The 18,166-nt window shown below is 64.3% G+C and carries 16 protein-coding genes; 7 read left to right on the forward strand and 9 right to left on the reverse strand.

From position 1 onward, the window contains the following. Positions 1-23 precede the first annotated feature (23 nt). Positions 24-1,235, reverse strand: a complete 1,212-nt coding sequence (locus tag V6M37_RS08805) for a L,D-transpeptidase family protein (protein ID WP_332672395.1) — start codon at positions 1,233-1,235, stop codon at positions 24-26. After that, the gene (locus V6M37_RS08810; RefSeq protein ID WP_332672397.1) at positions 1,232-2,407 is read right to left on the reverse strand and encodes a nuclear transport factor 2 family protein; all 1,176 of its coding nucleotides are present in this window, start codon (positions 2,405-2,407) and stop codon (positions 1,232-1,234) included. The genes V6M37_RS08805 and V6M37_RS08810 overlap by 4 nt, the downstream gene beginning before the upstream one ends. 195 nt (positions 2,408-2,602) lie before the next feature. Here V6M37_RS08810 and cysS point away from each other — a divergent pair, with 195 nt between their 5' ends. Then, on the forward strand, positions 2,603-3,973 hold the full coding sequence (cysS, locus tag V6M37_RS08815; RefSeq protein ID WP_332672399.1) for a cysteine--tRNA ligase: 1,371 nt from the start codon (positions 2,603-2,605) through the stop codon (positions 3,971-3,973). Positions 3,974-4,059: 86 nt separating this feature from the next. On the opposite strand, the gene dnaJ is transcribed toward cysS, so the two are convergent. The 3 genes from dnaJ to grpE form a co-directional block, all read right to left on the reverse strand. After that, positions 4,060-5,181 carry a molecular chaperone DnaJ gene (dnaJ, locus tag V6M37_RS08820; protein WP_332672401.1) on the reverse strand — a complete coding sequence of 374 codons (1,122 nt, stop codon included), beginning with the start codon at positions 5,179-5,181 and terminating at the stop codon, positions 4,060-4,062. 301 nt (positions 5,182-5,482) lie between these two features. Continuing rightward, positions 5,483-7,417: a molecular chaperone DnaK gene (gene dnaK / locus V6M37_RS08825; RefSeq protein WP_332672403.1), complete on the reverse strand. Its 1,935-nt coding sequence runs from the start codon at positions 7,415-7,417 to the stop codon at positions 5,483-5,485. 128 nt (positions 7,418-7,545) lie between these two features. Continuing rightward, positions 7,546-8,127 (reverse strand): nucleotide exchange factor GrpE, encoded by a 582-nt coding sequence (gene grpE, locus V6M37_RS08830; protein ID WP_332672405.1) that lies wholly within the window; start codon positions 8,125-8,127, stop codon positions 7,546-7,548. 172 nt (positions 8,128-8,299) lie between these two features. Here grpE and V6M37_RS08835 point away from each other — a divergent pair, with 172 nt between their 5' ends. Next, positions 8,300-9,664, forward strand: coding sequence for a serine/threonine-protein kinase (locus tag V6M37_RS08835; protein WP_332672407.1), 1,365 nt, complete (start codon positions 8,300-8,302; stop codon positions 9,662-9,664). Between the two features lie 51 nt (positions 9,665-9,715). Here the strand turns inward: V6M37_RS08835 and V6M37_RS08840 are convergent, their stop codons facing one another. The 3 genes from V6M37_RS08840 to hrcA are packed head-to-tail and all read right to left on the reverse strand — an operon-like array spanning position 9,716 to position 12,267. Beyond that, a complete protein-coding gene (locus V6M37_RS08840; protein WP_332672408.1) occupies positions 9,716-10,111 on the reverse strand; it encodes a phage holin family protein in 396 nt (131 codons plus the stop codon). Between the two features lies 1 nt (position 10,112). Continuing rightward, positions 10,113-11,210 carry a ferrochelatase gene (gene hemH, locus V6M37_RS08845; RefSeq protein WP_332672411.1) on the reverse strand — a complete coding sequence of 366 codons (1,098 nt, stop codon included), beginning with the start codon at positions 11,208-11,210 and terminating at the stop codon, positions 10,113-10,115. A 28-nt stretch (positions 11,211-11,238) separates the two neighbouring features. After that, the gene (hrcA, locus tag V6M37_RS08850; protein ID WP_332672413.1) at positions 11,239-12,267 is read right to left on the reverse strand and encodes a heat-inducible transcriptional repressor HrcA; all 1,029 of its coding nucleotides are present in this window, start codon (positions 12,265-12,267) and stop codon (positions 11,239-11,241) included. A gap of 73 nt (positions 12,268-12,340) precedes the next feature. On the opposite strand from hrcA, the gene V6M37_RS08855 reads away from it, so the two are divergent. Both V6M37_RS08855 and recN read left to right on the forward strand, forming a co-directional pair. Then, positions 12,341-13,225: an NAD kinase gene (locus V6M37_RS08855; RefSeq protein WP_332672415.1), complete on the forward strand. Its 885-nt coding sequence runs from the start codon at positions 12,341-12,343 to the stop codon at positions 13,223-13,225. A 27-nt stretch (positions 13,226-13,252) separates the two neighbouring features. Next, positions 13,253-14,908 carry a DNA repair protein RecN gene (gene recN, locus V6M37_RS08860; protein ID WP_332672416.1) on the forward strand — a complete coding sequence of 552 codons (1,656 nt, stop codon included), beginning with the start codon at positions 13,253-13,255 and terminating at the stop codon, positions 14,906-14,908. Positions 14,909-14,988: 80 nt separating this feature from the next. Here recN and fur read toward each other — a convergent pair whose 3' ends face one another. Beyond that, positions 14,989-15,432, reverse strand: coding sequence for a ferric iron uptake transcriptional regulator (gene fur / locus V6M37_RS08865; protein ID WP_332672417.1), 444 nt, complete (start codon positions 15,430-15,432; stop codon positions 14,989-14,991). On the opposite strand from fur, the gene V6M37_RS08870 reads away from it, so the two are divergent. From V6M37_RS08870 to carA, 3 genes are all read left to right on the forward strand, one after another. Further along, positions 15,431-15,964, forward strand: coding sequence for an outer membrane protein assembly factor BamE (locus V6M37_RS08870; RefSeq protein ID WP_332672419.1), 534 nt, complete (start codon positions 15,431-15,433; stop codon positions 15,962-15,964). The two genes, fur and V6M37_RS08870, sit on opposite strands and share 2 nt — an antisense overlap. Before the next feature lie 55 nt (positions 15,965-16,019). After that, positions 16,020-16,826, forward strand: coding sequence for a 4-hydroxy-tetrahydrodipicolinate reductase (gene dapB / locus V6M37_RS08875; RefSeq protein WP_332672421.1), 807 nt, complete (start codon positions 16,020-16,022; stop codon positions 16,824-16,826). A gap of 162 nt (positions 16,827-16,988) precedes the next feature. Continuing rightward, on the forward strand, positions 16,989-18,134 hold the full coding sequence (carA, locus tag V6M37_RS08880) for a glutamine-hydrolyzing carbamoyl-phosphate synthase small subunit (protein WP_332672423.1): 1,146 nt from the start codon (positions 16,989-16,991) through the stop codon (positions 18,132-18,134). The last annotated feature ends 32 nt before the right edge of the window (positions 18,135-18,166 follow it).

An 18,166-nucleotide genomic window follows, 5' to 3' on the forward strand; every position in this document is an offset into this window, starting at 1 on the left:
ATTGTGACGAAAAGAAGAGGGGGTCAGGCCTTGCCTTCGTAAGCGATCTTCCAGCGGCCGCCTTCCTTGACCCAGTACTGGCGCTTGCGCATCTGATCCGAATGACCGTCGCTACGATAGTCCTGTTCGAACGTGACGACCACCAGATCGTCGCGGCCCGGGTTTCGGAACAGGCTCAATTTTTTGAGGCCGACCTTGATCCATTGCCGGTTCGCGCCGATGCGGCGCTTCTGCTCCGTCCACGCAGCGTAATCCTGACGGTCGCTGCGGAAATCCCGCGAATAGTGGGCGAGGTAACGTTCGACGTCGGTGCTCTCCCAGTCTCGGCGCCAGCGCTCGATCGCTTCCTTCAGCCCCTTGCGCTCGGCCTGCCAGTCGTCGAGCGACAGCCATTCGATCTCGTTGCTGATGATCACCGGCGTCAGCCCTGGCACAACGAAGGCCGCAAGCTGGTTGAAATCCTGGTTTGCAAGCGTCACGCACCCCTCGGACGACAAGGGTGGACGGGCATAGGTGTTGCTCGGCGTGCCGTGAAGCCAGATGCCGTGTCCGGTCCTGCCGAGTCGCTGGTCCCATTCGTTGGGGTAATTGATCGGAAACGCGCCGCTGCCGTACAGGTCGGGGAGCTTTGCCTTGTCGATATACGAGGTGACTTCGTACACCCCGAGAGGTGTGCGGTTGTCGCCTTCGACCTGCTTGTCGGCGCCTGCCTTGCCGTGGCTCACGTAATAGTCCGCAATGAAGCGCGGTTTACCGGCCTCGTTCTCGTACACGTAAAGCCGGGCGCGCTTCGTGTCGACGACGACGGCGTAACGCTGCTCGGGTCCCATCTGCAGCAGATAGCGCGGGATGTACCGTGTCGTCGTCGGGCGCTCGCGATAGGCGCGCAAGCGCGCGATCGCCTCGTCTCGCAGTTCGCGCACCTGATCCTTTGCGGCAGGGGCTCCGCCGAACTCGGGAAGCGGCCTTCCGCGTGCGAGGAGGAGGTCGCCCTGAATCAGGTGGGCGAGCCGGAAATTCGGATAGGCGCGCAGCAGCGCTTCAGTTCGTTCGAGGGCGGAATCGAGGCGGTTCGCCTCGATCTCGTCGAAGACGTATTCAAGCGACGCATCGGGACCCGCGTCCGAAATGCCACGATTGCCCGCCGGCATCCCGGTCGCAAATGAATGCGCGACCGCCGAAGCGGCGAGGCACAGGAGGACGAAAAATTTTCGTCCGGCACGCGGCCGGCTCATCCTCCAATCCGCTCCTCGCGAATCCGCCATTTGCCGTTCCGCTTCACGAGTTCGAGCGTCTTCATCGTCGAAGAATCGAAGCCTGCCGACTTGTAATGCTGGCGGAAGCGAACCGTCGCGACATCTCCTTCAACTTCCGTCTCCGGCTTCTCGATGTCCACCGAAATCTCGCCCGGCTTGCCGACGCGCTGCTGGCGCTCCTGCTCCCATTTCTTGCGGGAAACGCCGCCCGGCGTCTTGAAATCCTTGTCGTAGTACGACAGGTACGTCTGGATGTCCTTGCGCGACCAAGCCGCCGCCCACGCTTCGACCGCGTTCAATGCTTCACGTTGCCCCGCATCGCCGGCACGCGCGGCCGCTGCAGATTCAGAGGGCTGAGCGGCAGCGCTCGCCGCCTTGACAGCGGGTGCGCTTGCCGCGGTCGCCGCCGAGGACGATGCCGACGGGGGGGGCGCAGGTGAGGCCGTAGTCGGGACAGCTGCAGTCAAGGCCGCTGCAGCCGGCGCGGCAGGAGCCGATGCGGTCGCGCCCGTTTTCGGCGGGGTGGAAGCGGCCGCGGAAGGTCCCGGCGCGGTCGAGGACGCGGTCGGGGCGTTATCGCGCGGGACGCTGACCGACCGAGTCGTCGCGACTTGGGTACGAGCGCTCCCCTGGTAGGTGCCGGACATCATCTCGCGAATCAGTGCTAGCTTGGACTGCGCTCCCGCGTTCGCCGAATCGAGTTGCAACGCCTTGTCGTACGCCTGGCTCGCGAGCCGTGCATAGACGTCGCCGAGATTCTCGTGCGCCGTCGCGTAGCTGGGATGGGTCCGGATCGCCATTTCCAGTGCCGAACGGGCCTTGTCGTACTGCCGCTGCTGCGCGTACAGCACAGCGAGATTGTTATAGGGCTCAGGAAGTTCCGGGAAATCTTCGGTGAGCTTCTGGAACACGGCGATCGCCTCGTTCGCGCGGTTCAGCTCGGTGAGCGCGATACCCTTGAGGAATCTTGCCTGGGGATCCTTCGCATTGCCCGCGAGGAGACGGTCGGCCATTGCGAGCGCCTGCGGATGCTGCCCCTTGTTGACGAGCGCCTGGACTTCCGCGAGCGTGTCGGCCGCCAGAGCGAGAGGGCTCGCGAACCCGAGGATGAGGGCCATCGCGGCCAGTGCAGAATTGGGGCGGATCTTCATTGTGCTAAAATCACTCGGTTTTTCCGTCGAATCCATGCGGATCAACGCGTCATTCTACCAAATAACCCGAGTCGGATCGCAATCGGGCGCCGGGCGGAAACGAGAGCGGGAAGGTACTCCGCGCGGCGTTTTCGAACTCCCGTTTCGCCGCTGCCCGAACACTCCGGCCGCGGTAACGGTCTTGCGGAAGACAAGATGCTTCATATTCACAACTCCCTGACGCGAAAGAAAGAAGCCTTCGTTGCGATCGAGCCCGGCAACGTCCGGATGTACGTCTGCGGAATGACGGTCTACGACTTTTGTCACCTCGGACACGCCCGGGTGATGGTCGTCTTCGACATGGTCGCCCGCTGGCTTCGCGCGAGCGGGTACGCGCTGACCTACGTCCGCAACATCACCGATATCGATGACAAGATCATCAGGCGCGCGGGCGAGAACGGCGAGTCGATCCGGGCGCTGACCGATCGCTTCATCGCTGCGATGCACGAGGATGCGGACGCGCTCGGGGTGTTGCGGCCCGATCACGAGCCGCGAGCTACGGAATACGTGCCGCAAATGCAGTCGCTGATCGACCGTCTGCGCGAGAAGGGTCTCGCGTACGTCGCCGAGAATCGCGACGTCTGCTATTCGGTGCGGAAGTTCGACGGCTACGGCAAGCTGTCGGGAAAATCGATCGACGAGTTGCGCGCGGGCGAGCGAGTCGAAGTCGCCGGCGACAAGCAGGATCCGCTCGATTTCGTGCTGTGGAAGCACGCCCGCACCGAGGAACCCGACGAGGTCAAGTGGAATTCCCCGTGGGGAGCGGGGCGGCCCGGCTGGCACATCGAATGCTCCGCGATGAGTTCCGACCTGCTCGGCGAGCATTTCGACATCCATGGCGGCGGTCAGGATCTGCAGTTTCCGCATCACGAAAACGAGATCGCGCAGTCCGAAGGCGCTCACGGTCACGCGTTCGTGAACTACTGGATGCACAACGGCTTCGTCCGGGTCGCCGACGAGAAAATGTCGAAGTCGCTCGGCAATTTCTTCACGATCCGCGACGTGCTCGCTCGATACGATGCCGAGGTCGTCCGTTTCTTCATGCTGCGCGCGCACTATCGCAGTCCGTTGAACTACTCCGACGCGCACCTCGAAGACGCGCGCCAGTCGCTCACGCGGCTCTACACCGCGCTGCGCAATGTGCCCCCGCAGACCGTCGAAGTCGATTGGGACGGGCCGCATGCGGCGCGTTTCCGCGCGGCGATGGACGACGACTTCAATACGGCCGAAGCGGTCGCAGTGCTGTTCGATCTCGCGAACGAGGCCAATCGTGACGGCTCCTCGACGGCTGCCGGGCTGCTGCGGGCCTTGGGAAAAGTGCTGGGCCTGCTCGAACGCGACCCGGCGGCGTTCCTGCAGGCAGGCTCAGCGGACGACGCATCAAGGATCGAGGCGCTGATCGAGCAGCGTGCGGCCGCGAAGAAGTCGAAAGACTACGCCGAGGCCGACCGCATTCGTGCGGAATTGCTCGCGTCGGGCGTGGTGCTCGAAGACACGCCGCAGGGGACGGTCTGGCGGCGGGCCTGATCCGGCTGCAAGGATCGACGAAAAGGCCGCGTTTCCCGCGGGTTCGAGCTTCCCGAAGCGGCCGCCTCAGGCGGCCGTTTCGCCCGTCATGCGTTGAAGAAGTCCCGCACCTTGTCCATCCAGGACTTGGCTTTCGGATTGTGCCGGTCGACGTTGCTGCTCGACACTTCCTCGAATTCCCGCAGCAGTTCCTTCTGCCGCTCGGTGAGGTGCACCGGCGTCTCGACGACCACGTGACAGAGCAGGTCGCCGTGGGCCTGTGAACGGACGTTGCGGATTCCCTTCCCGCGCAGCCGGAATTGCTTGCCGCTCTGCGTTTCGGCCGGAATCTTGAGTCGGGCCATCCCTTCCAGCGTCGGGATCTCGATCTCGCCGCCCAGTGCGGCGGTGGTGAAGCTGATCGGCATCTCGCAATGCAGATCGTCGTGATCGCGCTGGAACACCGGATGGGGGCGGATGTGGATCTCGACATAGAGATCGCCCGCCGGGCCCCCATTGACCCCCGGCTCTCCGTGGCCGGCGTGGCGCAGGCGCATGCCTTCGTCGATGCCGGCCGGGATCTTCACCTCCAGCGTTTTCTGCTTCTTCACGCGCCCTGCGCCGCCGCAGTCGCGGCAGGGGTCCGGGACGATGCGCCCGGTGCCGTGGCACTTCGGGCAGACCTGCTGGATCGAGAAAAAACCTTGCTGGATGCGCACTTGGCCGGCGCCCCCGCAAGTCGGACATGACTTCGGCTGCGTGCCCGGCTTCGCGCCGCTGCCGTGACAGGTGTCGCACTCTTCGACGGTTGGGATGCGGATCGTCTTGTCCGCGCCGCGCGCCGCCTCTTCGAGCGAGATCTCGAGGTTATAGCGAAGATCGGCGCCGCGATAGACGTTCGAGCGTCCGCGTGCGCCCCCGCCGCCAAAAAGGTCGCCGAAGATGTCGGAGAATGCATCGGCGAAACCGTCGAAGCCTTGTCCACCGGGTCCGCCGGCCGACTGGTCGACGCCGGCGTGACCGTAGCGATCGTACGCGGCGCGCTTTTGCGCGTCCGACAGGATCTCGTAGGCCAGCTTCGCTTCCTTGAACTTCTCTTCGGCATCCTTGTTGTCCGGATTGCGATCCGGGTGATGCTTCATGGCAAGCTTGCGATAGGCCTTCTTGATGTCGTCGTCCGAGGCGTCGCGATTGACTCCCAGTACCTCGTAATAATCTCTTTTTGCCATCTTGATCCGCTCAGAACTGGTCAATAAATCTGCGGTAGGCGTCGACTGCCGCTTTGTTCATTCATCCGCTCCTTCCGCATCCGGCTCACGCCCGGCCTTGTGCGGCGCTCCATGGTCGGGGCGACGTCCTGGGATCGCAGCTTCGTCGTCGCGACGCGTCGCGCGAGCCCGCGCGTGACGCACTGTTTCGCCACTGGCCTCGACCTCGGAGCGCTCGGTTCCAGCTCATGCAAAAGGCCGAGCCGGCCGATGCGCAAGCACCGGCAGCAGCTCGGCCGACATCTCGCCGCTTGGCGAGCGATTATTTCTTGTCTTTGACTTCGGTGAACTCGGCGTCGACGACATCGGCGTCGGCCGCCTTCGATCCGCCCGCCGACGCGTCGCCCGCGCCCGCCGACGCACCGTCAGCCGCTCCCTGGCTCTGTGCGTACATCTGCTCACCGAGCTTCTGGCTGGCCGCTGCAAGCGCCTGCGTTTTCGCCTCGATCGTGTCCTTGTCGTTGCCCTTCAGCGCTTCCTCGGCGTCGGTGAGCGCCTGCTCGATCTTCGCCTTTTCGTCGGCGCCAATCTTGTCGCCGTATTCGGTCAGCGACTTCCTGACCGAATGCACCAGCGCGTCGCACTGGTTGCGCGCGTCGACGAGTTCGTGCGCCTTCTTGTCTTCCTCGGCGTGCGCCGCGGCGTCCTGCACCATGCGCTGGATTTCGTCCTCGGACAGACCCGAATTCGCCTGGATCTTGATCTTGTTTTCCTTGCCGGTCGCCTTGTCCTTCGCCGACACGTGCAGGATGCCGTTCGCGTCGATGTCGAACGTGACTTCGATCTGCGGCATGCCGCGCGGGGCCGGCGGAATGTCGGACAGGTTGAACTGGCCGAGGCTCTTGTTGCCGGACGCCATCTCGCGCTCGCCCTGCAGCACGTGGATCGTCACTGCGCTCTGGTTGTCGTCCGCGGTGGAGAAGACCTGGCTCGCCTTCGTCGGGACCGTCGTGTTCTTCTGGATCAGCTTCGTCATCACGCCGCCGAGCGTCTCGATGCCGAGCGACAGCGGGGTCACGTCGAGCAGCAGCACGTCCTTGACTTCGCCTTGCAGCACGCCGCCCTGAATCGACGCACCGACCGCGACCGCCTCGTCCGGGTTTACGTCACGACGGGCTTCCTTGCCGAAGAATTCCTTGACCTTCTCCTGCACCTTCGGCATCCGGGTCTGGCCGCCGACGAGGATCACGTCGTCGATGTCGGTGATCTTCAATCCGGCGTCCTTTAGCGCGACGCGACACGGCTCGATCGTGCGCTGGACGAGTTCTTCGACGAGCGATTCGAACTTCGCGCGCGTGATCTTCACCGCAAGGTGCTTCGGACCCGATGCGTCGGCGGTGATGTACGGCAGGTTCACTTCGGTCTGCTGGCTCGACGACAGCTCGATTTTCGCCTTCTCCGCCGCTTCCTTCAGGCGCTGCAGCGCGAGCACGTCCTTCTTGAGGTCGACGCCCTGTTCCTTCTTGAACTCGGTGACGATGTAGTCGATCAGGCGCTGGTCGAAGTCCTCGCCGCCGAGGAAGGTATCGCCGTTGGTCGCGAGCACTTCGAACTGGTGCTCGCCGTCGATGTCGGCGATCTCGATGATCGAGATGTCGAACGTGCCGCCACCGAGGTCATACACCGCGATCTTCGAGTCGCCCGGCTTCTTGTCCATGCCGAACGCGAGTGCCGCAGCGGTCGGTTCGTTGATGATGCGTTTGACCTCGAGGCCCGCGATGCGCCCCGCGTCCTTCGTCGCCTGGCGCTGGCTGTCGTTGAAGTACGCCGGCACGGTGATGACCGCTTCGGTGACTTCCTCGCCGAGGTAGTCCTCGGCGGTCTTCTTCATCTTGCGCAGCACTTCCGCCGATACCTGCGGCGGCGCGATCTTCTTGCCGCGGACTTCGACCCAGGCGTCGCTGTTGTCGGCCTTGACGATGCTGTAGGGCATCAGGTCGATGTCCTTCTGCACTTCCTTCTCTTCGAAGCGGCGGCCGATCAGGCGCTTGACCGCGAACAGCGTGTTCTTCGCGTTCGTGACCGCCTGGCGCTTCGCCGGTGCGCCGGTCAGGATCTCGCCGTCCTCGGCGTAGGCGACGACCGACGGGGTCGTGCGTGCGCCTTCGGAGTTCTCGATGACTTTCGGCTTGCCGCCTTCCATGACCGCGACGCAGCTATTCGTCGTGCCGAGGTCGATACCGATGATCTTGCCCATGTCAGTTCCTTTTCAAGTGCGGTGACGGGAGCGGGGGACGCTTCGCGCCGCCACCTTGCCCAAGTCTCACCATTGCGTTGTTCGATAAATGGGGTCGCGAGGCCCGGTTTCAAGTCTTGTCCGAGGACTCAGCTTTCCTTCGCCTTCGACACCATCACCATCGCAGGACGTATGACGCGTTCGTGCAGCAAGTAACCCTTCTGCAGCACGTTCACCACGTGGTTTGGTTCGCCTTCGGCCTCGATCGCGCCGATGGCCTGATGCTTGTTCGGATCGAATTTCCGGCCCGCGGGGTCTTCCTCGACGACGCCGGCGCTCTGGAAGGCGGAGGCGAGCTGCTTGAGCGTGAGTTCGACGCCTTCGCGCAAGCTTTCGATCGTCTGGTTCTGACTGGTGAGTGCGGCTTCGAGGCTGTCCTTGACCGGAAGCATCGCGCTGGCGAATTTCTCGGCTGCGAACTTGGTCGCCTTCGCGATATCTTCCTGGGCGCGGCGGCGGACATTTTCGGTATCGGCGCGCGCTCGCAGCCATGCGTCGTGATGTTCGGCAGCTTTCAATTCGGCCTGACGCAGGTTTTCCTCGAGTCCGGGGATCCGGTCCGCTTCCGCGCGGATCGGCTCGTCTTCGCGTTGCGGCTCGGCCGAGGTCGCGACCGACGGATTTTCGGGCAATTCGCCCCGAACTTCCGGGGACTGCTTGTTTTCCTGCATGGGTTGAAACTCCCGTTGTTCTTCGACGCACCCGAGATGGGGGCGCCGAAAGTGATTTCAAGGCCGGCCGGCGATTTTTTCCGGATTGCGGATTGGTCGAGCGCTGTGTCACGATCTGTCCGGAGCGACGGCTCGAAGCCAGCGGTGTTCCCGGCGGGAACGCAAATCGAGGATGAACGATATTCCACAGCGGATTGGCCAGTACGAGCTCGTAAGGGAAGTGGGACGGGGGGCCACGGCTGTCGTGTATCTGGCGCAGTCGCCCGATCGTGTGGAGCCGGTCGCAGTCAAGCTCGTCCGCTTCCACGACCGCGCGCGGGACGAGGCGAAGTGGAACCGTCGGCTGCTGAAGCTGCTGAAGGCCGAGAAGGCGGTCGCCGGGCGCCTCGATCATCCGAACATCATCCGCATTTTCGACGTGGGCGTGGAGCCGGAACAGGCTTACGTCGTGATGGAATATTTCCCCGGCGAGTCGCTCGAGCGCTTCTGCAGCTTCGAGCGGCTGCTGCCGATCCACCGCACGATAGGCATCGTCTTCAAGTGCTGCATGGCGCTCGATCATGCGTACCGCCAGGGGGTCGTCCACCGCGACATCAAGCCGGCGAACATCCTCGTCGACGAACACGACAACGTCCGGATCACCGACTTCGGGCTCGCACTGAACATCGACAAGCGCGTCGATACCGACTCGACCTTCATCATGGGCGTCGGATCGCCGGCTTACATGAGTCCCGAACAGATCAAGGGATATCCGCTCAACCAGAAGACGGATCTGTACTCGCTCGGAGTCGTGCTCTTCCACCTGTTGACCGGGCGGCTGCCGTTCCGCGCGGGCAATCCGGCGCAGCTGATCTACAAGATCATCAACGCCGATCCGCCGCTGGTTTCGCAACTGAATCCAGATGTCCCCGAGTCGATGGACGCCGTGATCCGCCGGGCGCTGGAGAAGGATCTTTACTCGCGCTACCGCAACGGCGCGGAGTTCGCGCAGGACTTGTCCGCGGTGCGCTACCGCATCGTCGACGACCGCTTCGTCCCCGCGGATACAACGCGTTTCACGACCCTGCGCAAGCTCGCGTTCTTCACCGAATTCGACGATATCGAGCTCTGGGAAGTGCTGCGGATCTCGAACTGGCGCAAGGTTGGCGAGCGCGTCGCGTTGATGCGCGAGCGCGATGCCGATCAGCGTTTCGGCGTCGTCATCGACGGGGAAGTCGAGGTCTCGGTCGACGGGCGGCGGGTGAGCCGCTTGGGCACCGGTGAGGTCTTCGGTGAGCTCGCGTGGCTCGACAGCGCGGACCACCGCCATCTGACGACCGTGATTTCAGTCTCGCCGACGACCTACCTCGAGATCAATCCGGCGGCCCTGGCGCTGGCGACCGACGAAGTGAGGGAACGATTCCGCAGCCTGATTGCGACGATCGTCGTGAAGCGGCTCGGGACGGCGACACGGGAAATCGCGAGAACCGGCGAGCCCGCTCTGGTTCCCGACTTCACGGCGACCAGCGGTCTGGATCTTCAGCTCGTCGAGGAGTGACCGGCCTGCGTACTTTTTCTCGGCAATGGCGTCACCGCCGGAGGTGATGCCTCAGTTCCTGCGCCGACCGGCGACAACGTGGATCTGCCGCTCGTCGCCTCCGGACAGTGCGATGCTGACGAACCACGTGAGCACGCTGTAGAGGAGCGCGCTCCAGAACGCCGTCCAGAAATCCGGAACATGAACACCGCTGACCAGCGCCGAGACGCCCCAGAACAGCAGAGCGTTGATCACGAGCGTGAATAGCCCGAGCGTGAGCAGCGTGATCGGGAGCGTGACGAAAATCAGGATCGGCCGGATCAGCGTGTTGATCAGCGCAAGCAGCAATGCGGTCACGAGCGCGGCGGCGTAGCTGTCCACGCGCAAGTCCGTGATCACTTCGGGGAGCAGCAGCAGCGCGACCGCATTCAGGAACCACTGCAGCGCGAGTTTGATCCGTGCGCTCATCTCAGTACCCCGCCCCGGTTGCCCGGCCTCGTTGCCCGACTGCTTCAAGTTTTTGTACCCCGGCCGGCGGAAACTCGAGCCAGTCCGGAATTCGGCTGCGCACGATCGCGGCGAGCGCGGAAATCCAGTCGTGGCGCTCGTTGAGGCAGGGAATGTAGCGGAAGGTCTTCCCCCCGGCTTCGATGAACGCCGCGCGGCATTCCATCGCGATCTCCTCCAGCGTCTCCAGGCAGTCCGCAGGAAAGCCGGGGCAAACGACATCGACGCGTTCCGTGCGGGACCGGCCGAGCGCTTCGAGCGTCGCCTGCGTGTAAGGCTTGAGCCACTCGGCCTTGCCGAAGCGGGACTGGAAGGTCAGTTGCCAGCGCTCCGGCGGCAGGTGCAGCCTTTCGGCGAGGAGGCGCGCGGTGGTCCGGCACTCGTCGTGATACGGGTCTCCGAGCCCCACGGAGCGGCTCGGGATGCCGTGGAAACTCATCACGAGCTTGTCCGGTTCGCCCGCCGCGATCCAGTGATCGCGAACGCTTTGCGCCAGCGCGTCGATGTACGCGGGGTGATCGTGGAAATCGCGGATGAAACGAATCTCCGGCAGATTGCGCCAATGCGTCAGGCAGGCGGCGACTTCGTCGATGACGCTCGCCGTCGTGCTCGCCGCGTATTGCGGATAAAGCGGTACGACGAGGATGCGCGAGCAAGCGTCCGCCTTCATCCGCCCGAGCACCCGCGGGATCGAGGGCGACCCGTAGCGCATCGCCCAGTCCACCTGCACGTCCCTCGCGCCGTCGTGACCGAGGCAGCCCGCGAGCAGCTTCGCCTGCCGCTCGGTGTGAACCTGCAGCGGCGAGCCGTCATCCATCCAGATGCTCGCGTATTTCTCGGCGGATTTCTTCGGCCGGATGTTCAGGATGATGCCATTGAGGATCGGCCACCAGGCGAGTTTCGGAATCTCGACGACGCGCGGGTCGGAAAGGAATTCCTTGAGGTAAGGTCGTACCGCGGCTGCGGTCGGTGCGGCCGGCGTGCCGAGGTTGACCAACAGGACGCCAGTGCGAGGCGCACCAGTCTCGCCGCGGGCAGGTTCGGGCCAATAACGGGCCATGCGGGTCCTTTGTGGGGCGGTGACGCGGTCAGTGGTTGCTCGACAGCGCGTTCGAAAGCAGGCGGGCGGTGATGTCGACGATCGGAATGACTCTGTCGTAGGCCATCCGCGTCGGTCCGATCACGCCGACGGAGCCGACGACCCTGCCGTTGACCTCGTAACCCGCAGTGATCACGCTGCAGCCGTCGAGCTGCGCGAGGCCGGATTCGTCGCCGATGAAGATCTGCACGCCTTGCGCGCGATTCGAAAGATCGAGCAACTGCATCAGCCCGGTCTTCTGTTCGAAGAGTTTGAACAGCTCCCGCAGTCGGGCCATGTTCGACGACAGATCCTCGACGTCGAGAAGGTTCGTTTCGCCGGACATCACGTAGCGGCTGCTGTCGTCCTGTTCCGCGGCATTGCCTGCCTCGACTGCGGCCGCCATCAGCTCGCTCATGTCGGTGCGCAGCTGCTTCAGCTCGGCCTGGATGCGCACGCGGATGTCGTCGAACCCGAGCCCCGCGAAGTGCTCGGTGAGGTAGCTAGCGGCTTCCGAGAGTTCGGTCGAAGTATAGGCGCGGCGCGTCGTGAGGATGCGGTTCTGCACGTCGCCGGCGGTCGTCACGATGATCAGCAGGATGCGATTCTCGGCCAGGCCGATGAATTCGATCTGGCGGATCTTTATGCTGTCCCGCCGCGGCGAAACGACGACGCCTGCGAACTGGGTGAGCTCGGAAAGCAGGTGCGACGCAGAGTTGAGAAGGCGCTGCGGCTGGTCGGCCTGGAGGTGCCCCTTCAGTTCGCGGACCCGAGCCTGTTCGAGCGGCTGCACCGTCAGCAGCGAGTCGACGAAGAAACGGTAGCCCAGTGCGGTCGGAATTCGTCCGGCCGACGTGTGCGGACTGGTGATGAATCCCATCTCCTCGAGATCGCTCATCACGTTGCGCACCGTCGCGGGCGATAGTTCGAGACCCGAATAGCGCGACAGCGCGCGGGAGCCGACCGGTTGACCCTCCACGATGTAACGTTCGATCAGGGTCTTGAGCAGAATCTGGGAGCGGGGGTCGAGCTGTTTCATGATCGGAGCGGACGGGAGACCCTATTCTAGCGTGTCAGCCAAGCTCTTAGGCGAATGTGGTTTAATCGCCGCCATGAGCAAGAGCTTTCGCACGATTGCGTTGATCGGCAAGTACCAGAGCCCCGACATGGCCGAGGCTGTGCTGCGCATTGCCGGCTTCCTCCGTGAGCATGGTCTCGTTGTGTGGATCGAGCAGGGGACGGCGAGTTCCATCGGAACTGCGGGTGATTTCGCCGTCGCGGGCTACGAGGAGATCGGCGTGGGCGCCGACCTCGCGGTCGTGCTCGGCGGTGACGGGACGATGCTGAACACGGCGCGACGCTTGTCGCAACACGAGGTGCCGCTCGTTGGTATCAACCAGGGGCGGCTCGGTTTTCTGACCGACATCTCGCGCAACGACGCCATCGCGAAGCTCGGCGAAATTCTCGACGGGCGCTACACTGAGGAGTCGCGCGCGATGCTCGACGCGGAAGTGCTGCGCGCCGGTCAAAGAGTTTTCCAGACGCTTGCGCTCAACGATGTCGTCGTCAACAAGGGCGACCTCGGACGCATGATCGAATTCGATCTGTCGATCGACGGCGAATACGTGTATACGCAGCGTTCCGATGGCATGATCCTCGCGACCCCGACCGGATCGACGGCCTACGCATTATCGGCGAACGGACCGATTCTGCATCCAACCGTCGGTGGCGTCGCACTGGTCCCGCTGTGCCCGCATGCGCTGACCGCCCGGCCGGTGACGCTTCCCGACACCTGCCGGATCGAGATCGTGCTGCTGCCGCCTCATGACGCGACGATCCATTTCGACGGCCAGACGCGCTTCGACGCACGCGCGGGCGACAGGGTCGTCGTGACGCGGTCCCCGAATGTCGTCCGGCTACTCCATCCAGAGGGCTACAGCTATTTCGCTATGCTGCGCCAGAAGATGCACTGGAGCGCGATTCCGCGTCTTCCCTGATCAACGTCCATTCAGATCCGCGACGCCATGATACGCCGCCTGACCATTCGGGATTTTGTGATCGTCGACCGCCTGGAACTCGAATTCGAAGGCGGGTTCGGCGCCCTGACCGGCGAGACCGGCGCCGGTAAATCGATCCTGCTCGACGCACTCGGCCTCGCGCTCGGCGGCCGCGCGGATTCGGGCGCTGTTCGCGCCGGGCGCGACAAGGCCGACATCGTCGCCGAGTTCGATCTTCCGGCAGCCGGGCCGCTCGAAGCCTGGCTTCTCGAGCACGAGTTGCCGGCCGACGAGGGCGTCGTGATCCTGCGCCGCGTCGTCGAGGCCGGCGGACGGTCCCGCGCCTGGCTCAATGGGGTACCGGTGACGCAGGCGCAGTTGCGCGAAGCCGGCGAGTGGCTCGCGGACATCCACGGACAGCATGCGCATCACGCGCTGCTGAGAGGCGACGCGCAGCGCGCGCTGGTGGACTTGCACGCGGGCGCTGGCGCGCTCGCCGCCGAAGTCGCCGCGCATTACCGACAGTGGCAGCATCTCGCGGACCTTCGGCGTGCCGCCGAGACCGATTCGGCGGCTTCCGAGCGCGAGCGGGAGTTGCTTGCGTGGCAGCTCCGCGAACTCGAGGAGCTGGCGTTCGCGCCGCAGGACTGGGTCGAACTCAACGTCGAGCATAGCCGACTTGCGCATGCGGCCGGCTTGATCGAAGGCGCGGACGAGGCGCTTGTCGCGCTCGGCGAAGCGGATCTTTCTGTCGGTTCGCAGCTGCGGCACATCAACGCCCGGATCGGCGAAATGACGCGGATAGACAGCACCGTCGGCGACGTCGGAGAGCTGCTTGCCGCCGCGGAAATCCAGGTGGACGAGGCGCTGCACGAGTTGCGGCGCTATCGCGAACGGCTCGACCTCGATCCGGGGCGCCTCGCGGAGATAGAACAGCGCATCGAGGCGGTGACGAGCCTCGCACGCAAGCATCGTGTCGCCGCGGAAGCCTTGCCCGACCTGCAAGCCGAGTGGGCGCAGAAACTCGACGATCTCGCGGCGCGCGCGGACCCCGCGCGTCTCGCGGAGCAGGAAAAGCGCGCGCGCGACGAATACGAGGCCACCGCTCGACGGCTGTCGGCAGCGCGAAAACCCGCTGCGAGCAAGCTGTCAGCGGAAGTCACCGGGGCTATGCAGACACTCGCGATGGCCGGAGGCAAGTTCGAAGTCGGCCTCGAGCCGGACGCGTCCGGGGGCATCCACGGCTTCGAGGTGGTCGAATTCCGCGTTGCCGCGAACCCCGACCAGCCGCTGCGCCCGCTGGCGAAGGTCGCCTCCGGGGGCGAGCTTTCCCGGATCGGGCTGGCGATCCAGGTTATGACAAGCCGGGACGCCGCGACGCCGACGCTGATCTTCGACGAAGTCGACGTGGGCATCGGCGGAGGCGTCGCCGAGATCGTCGGCAAGCTGCTGCACCGGCTGGGGTACGAGCGGCAGGTCCTGTGTGTCACCCACCTCCCGCAGGTCGCCGCATGCGCGGACTGGCAGTGGAATATCGCGAAGACGCAGCGCGGCGGACAAACGGTAAGCGAGGTCGTCGCGCTGGACGGGGACGCGCGGGTCGAGGAGATTGCGCGCATGCTGGGCGGCGTGAACATCACCGAGACGACACGTCGGCACGCGGCTGAAATGCTGGGAACCTGACGCCTCGGCGTGGAGCGTCCTGCCCCGGAAACGTGCGAAGGGGCAGGCGCACAGTGTGTAGCGGCGAGCCTATTCAGTCGTCAGTCGTCTTCTTCCAGCTTGCGGTTCGGGCAGTCCTTTCTCAGACAGTCCGCGTAGAGATAAAGGGCGTGTTCGCGGACGGCGAAGCCGCGCTCCTCGGCGATCCGGTTTTGGCGGCGCTCGATCTCGGCATCGAAGAACTCTTCGACCTGACCGCACTGGATGCAGACGAGGTGGTCATGATGGCCGCCCTTCTTGAGTTCGAAGACCGCTTTCCCCGACTCGAAATAGTGCCGCTCGAGCAGCCCCGCCTGCTCGAACTGGGTCAGCACGCGATAGACGGTCGCCAGCCCGATGTCCATTCCTTCGGCCATCAACAGGCGATAGACGTCCTCGGCCGTAAGGTGCCGCAGATCCGAGGTCTGAAAGAGGTCAAGTATTTTCAGGCGAGGATAGGTCGCCTTCAGACCGATATTTTTTAGGTTTTCGGAATTCTCTGACATGGTTGCCCCGCTGGGTGGCTCGGCGCCGCAACGCATTGCCGAGCCTGCCTATGATATATTTTTTCGCCTTGCCCGAGAGCGATTCGCTCTATGGCCTTACCGACCAAGAAACCCATTCATGCGTTCAATCATCCTCCCGGCGCTTGCCGTCGTCGTCGGCCTGCTGAGCGGCTGTTCGATCAATTCACTGACCGATCGCATCAATCCGTATCGAATCGATGTGCGCCAGGGCAACTACGTGGATCAGGAAATGGTTGCGCGCCTGAAAAAGGGCATGACAAGGGAGCAGGTTCGGTTCGCGCTCGGCACGCCTTTGATTGTCGACGCGTTCCACTCGGACCGCTGGGATTACGTCTACCGCTTTCACCCGGGGCGCGGCGAAATCGAGCAGCGGGTGCTGAGCGTGTTTTTCAACGGCGACCGGCTCGATCGGGTCGAAGGGGATGTCCAGGCCGGCGACGCCCAGGCGGCCACCTCGCAGGTCGAACGCAGTCGCGTCGTCGAAATCGCTGCGCCGCCGAAGGCCGACTGACGGGACCGGAGGCTGAGCGCTTAGACGCTCGTTGTTCGAACATGGAAACGACTCAATGACACCACTGCGTATCGCAATCGCCGGCGCCTCCGGGCGCATGGGCCGAATGCTCATCGAAGCGAGCCTGAAGGACCCCGGCGTGACGCTGGCAGCCGCGTTCGATCACCCGGGGACGCCGTTCATCGGGCGCGACGCGGGCGAGCTCGTCGGCGCGTCCTGCGGTGTAGCGATCGGTGACGACGCGCGCGCCGCGATTGCCGCCGCGGATTGCGTGATCGATTTCACGCGCCCCGAAGGAACGCTGGCGCACCTCGCGCTGGCGCGCGACCTGGGAAAATCGATAGTCATCGGCACCACCGGGTTCGCCGCGGCCGAGAAGGAGGCGATTGCTGCCGCCGCGAAGTCGATTCCCGTCGTGTTCGCGCCGAACATGGCGGTCGGCGTGAATGCGGTGTTCAAGTTGCTCGAGGTCGCGGCGCGCATACTCGATGAAGGTTACGACGTCGAGGTGATCGAGGCGCATCACCGGTTCAAGGTCGACGCGCCGTCGGGCACCGCGTTGCGCATGGGCGAAGTCGTCGCCCGCGAACTCGGGCGCGACCTCGATGACTGCGCGATTTACGGCCGGCAAGGCGTGACGGGCGAGCGCAAGCCCGAAACGATCGGCTTCTCGACGATCCGCGGGGGTGACGTCGTCGGCGACCACACGGTGCTTTTTGCGGGCATCGGCGAGCGTATCGAGATCACGCACAAGTCGGGCAGCCGCATGCCCTATGCCTCCGGCTCGTTGCGGGCGGCCCGTTTCCTGGCCGGCAAATCCAGCGGACTCTTCGACATGCAGGACGTGCTGGGACTGCGCTGACTACCCGTTTCCGGGGAGCGTCGTTGCCTCGAGGGGCGTGCGACGCTATAATCAGTGGCTTCTTGAAAGCGGGATTGGCCGGTCGGCTTGTCCCGTTTTTTTCACATTCGGGGAGGCATAAAAGCCTTTCCCCTGTCTTTCGGCTGAACTCAGGAGTTTGTCGTGACTGCTTCCCCGCCCGCCCTACTAGCACTTGCCGACGGGACGGTATTTTTCGGCAAGGGTGTCGGTGCGGCCGGCAGCACGGTCGGCGAGGTGGTGTTCAACACTTCGATGTCCGGATATCAGGAAATCCTTACCGACCCGAGCTACTGCCGCCAGATCGTAACGCTGACTTATCCGCACATCGGCAACACCGGCGTCAACCGCGAGGATGTCGAGGCGGGCCGGGTGCATGCCGCCGGACTCGTGATCCGCGACTTGCCGATCCTGCCGTCGAACTTCCGCATGGACCAGACGCTCGACGCGTATCTGAAGGCCGAGAACGTCGTCGCAATCGCGGGCCTCGATACGCGCAAACTCACCCGGGTGCTGCGCGAGAAGGGCGCGCAGGCCGGATGCGTCGTCACCGCGGCCGACGGCGCCGCGCTCGACGCGGAGTCCGCGATCGCCCGCGCACGCGAATTTTCCGGCCTTTCCGGAATGGATCTGGCGAAAGTTGTCAGCGTCGAGAAGCCTTACGAGTGGACTGAGGGCGAGTGGGCGCTCGGAAAGGGCTCCGCGACGCAGGCGGAGGCCAGGTTCCATGTCGTCGCCTACGACTACGGCGTCAAGCGCAACATCCTGCGCATGCTCGCGAGCCGCGGCTGCCGCCTGACGGTCGTCCCGGCGCAGACATCCGCGTCGGAGGCGCTAGCACTGAATCCGGACGGGATATTCCTGTCGAACGGCCCCGGCGACCCGGACGCCTGCGACTACGCGATCGCCGCGACGCGCGAGTTCCTAGCGCGCAAGATCCCGACGTTCGGCATTTGCCTCGGTCATCAACTGATGGCGCTCGCCGCCGGCGCGAAGACGATAAAGATGAAGTTCGGCCATCACGGCGCGAATCACCCGGTCAAGGACGTCGAATCCGGGCAGGTCCTGATCACCAGCCAGAACCACGGTTTCGCCGTCGATCCGGCGACGCTGCCGGCGAACGTCCGCACGACGCACGTGTCGCTGTTCGACGGCAGCCTGCAGGGCCTCGCATGGAATGATGCGCCGGCGTATTGCTTCCAGGGGCACCCGGAAGCGAGCCCGGGGCCGCACGACGTGTCCTACCTGTTCGATCGCTTCATCCGCTTGCTCGAAACGCGCACAAAGTAATTCGAGGCGGCAGCCCGCCCTGCCGCTCATCA

The sequence above is a fragment of the Aromatoleum sp. genome (genome assembly GCF_036675785.1).
GTDB lineage: Bacteria > Pseudomonadota > Gammaproteobacteria > Burkholderiales > Rhodocyclaceae > Aromatoleum.

Coding starts and splice junctions, on each gene's coding strand:
- dnaJ (WP_332672401.1), bottom strand. CDS start 5,181: ATGGCAAAAAGAGATTATTACGAGGTACTGGGAGTCAATCGCGACGCC.
- V6M37_RS08805 (WP_332672395.1), bottom strand. CDS start 1,235: ATGAGCCGGCCGCGTGCCGGACGAAAATTTTTCGTCCTCCTGTGCCTC.
- fur (WP_332672417.1), bottom strand. CDS start 15,432: ATGTCAGAGAATTCCGAAAACCTAAAAAATATCGGTCTGAAGGCGACC.
- V6M37_RS08840 (WP_332672408.1), bottom strand. CDS start 10,111: ATGAGCGCACGGATCAAACTCGCGCTGCAGTGGTTCCTGAATGCGGTC.
- hemH (WP_332672411.1), bottom strand. CDS start 11,210: ATGGCCCGTTATTGGCCCGAACCTGCCCGCGGCGAGACTGGTGCGCCT.
- grpE (WP_332672405.1), bottom strand. CDS start 8,127: ATGCAGGAAAACAAGCAGTCCCCGGAAGTTCGGGGCGAATTGCCCGAA.
- hrcA (WP_332672413.1), bottom strand. CDS start 12,267: ATGAAACAGCTCGACCCCCGCTCCCAGATTCTGCTCAAGACCCTGATC.
- V6M37_RS08810 (WP_332672397.1), bottom strand. CDS start 2,407: ATGAAGATCCGCCCCAATTCTGCACTGGCCGCGATGGCCCTCATCCTC.
- dnaK (WP_332672403.1), bottom strand. CDS start 7,417: ATGGGCAAGATCATCGGTATCGACCTCGGCACGACGAATAGCTGCGTC.
- cysS (WP_332672399.1), top strand. CDS start 2,603: ATGCTTCATATTCACAACTCCCTGACGCGAAAGAAAGAAGCCTTCGTT.
- V6M37_RS08855 (WP_332672415.1), top strand. CDS start 12,341: ATGAGCAAGAGCTTTCGCACGATTGCGTTGATCGGCAAGTACCAGAGC.
- recN (WP_332672416.1), top strand. CDS start 13,253: ATGATACGCCGCCTGACCATTCGGGATTTTGTGATCGTCGACCGCCTG.
- V6M37_RS08835 (WP_332672407.1), top strand. CDS start 8,300: ATGAACGATATTCCACAGCGGATTGGCCAGTACGAGCTCGTAAGGGAA.
- dapB (WP_332672421.1), top strand. CDS start 16,020: ATGACACCACTGCGTATCGCAATCGCCGGCGCCTCCGGGCGCATGGGC.
- V6M37_RS08870 (WP_332672419.1), top strand. CDS start 15,431: ATGGTTGCCCCGCTGGGTGGCTCGGCGCCGCAACGCATTGCCGAGCCT.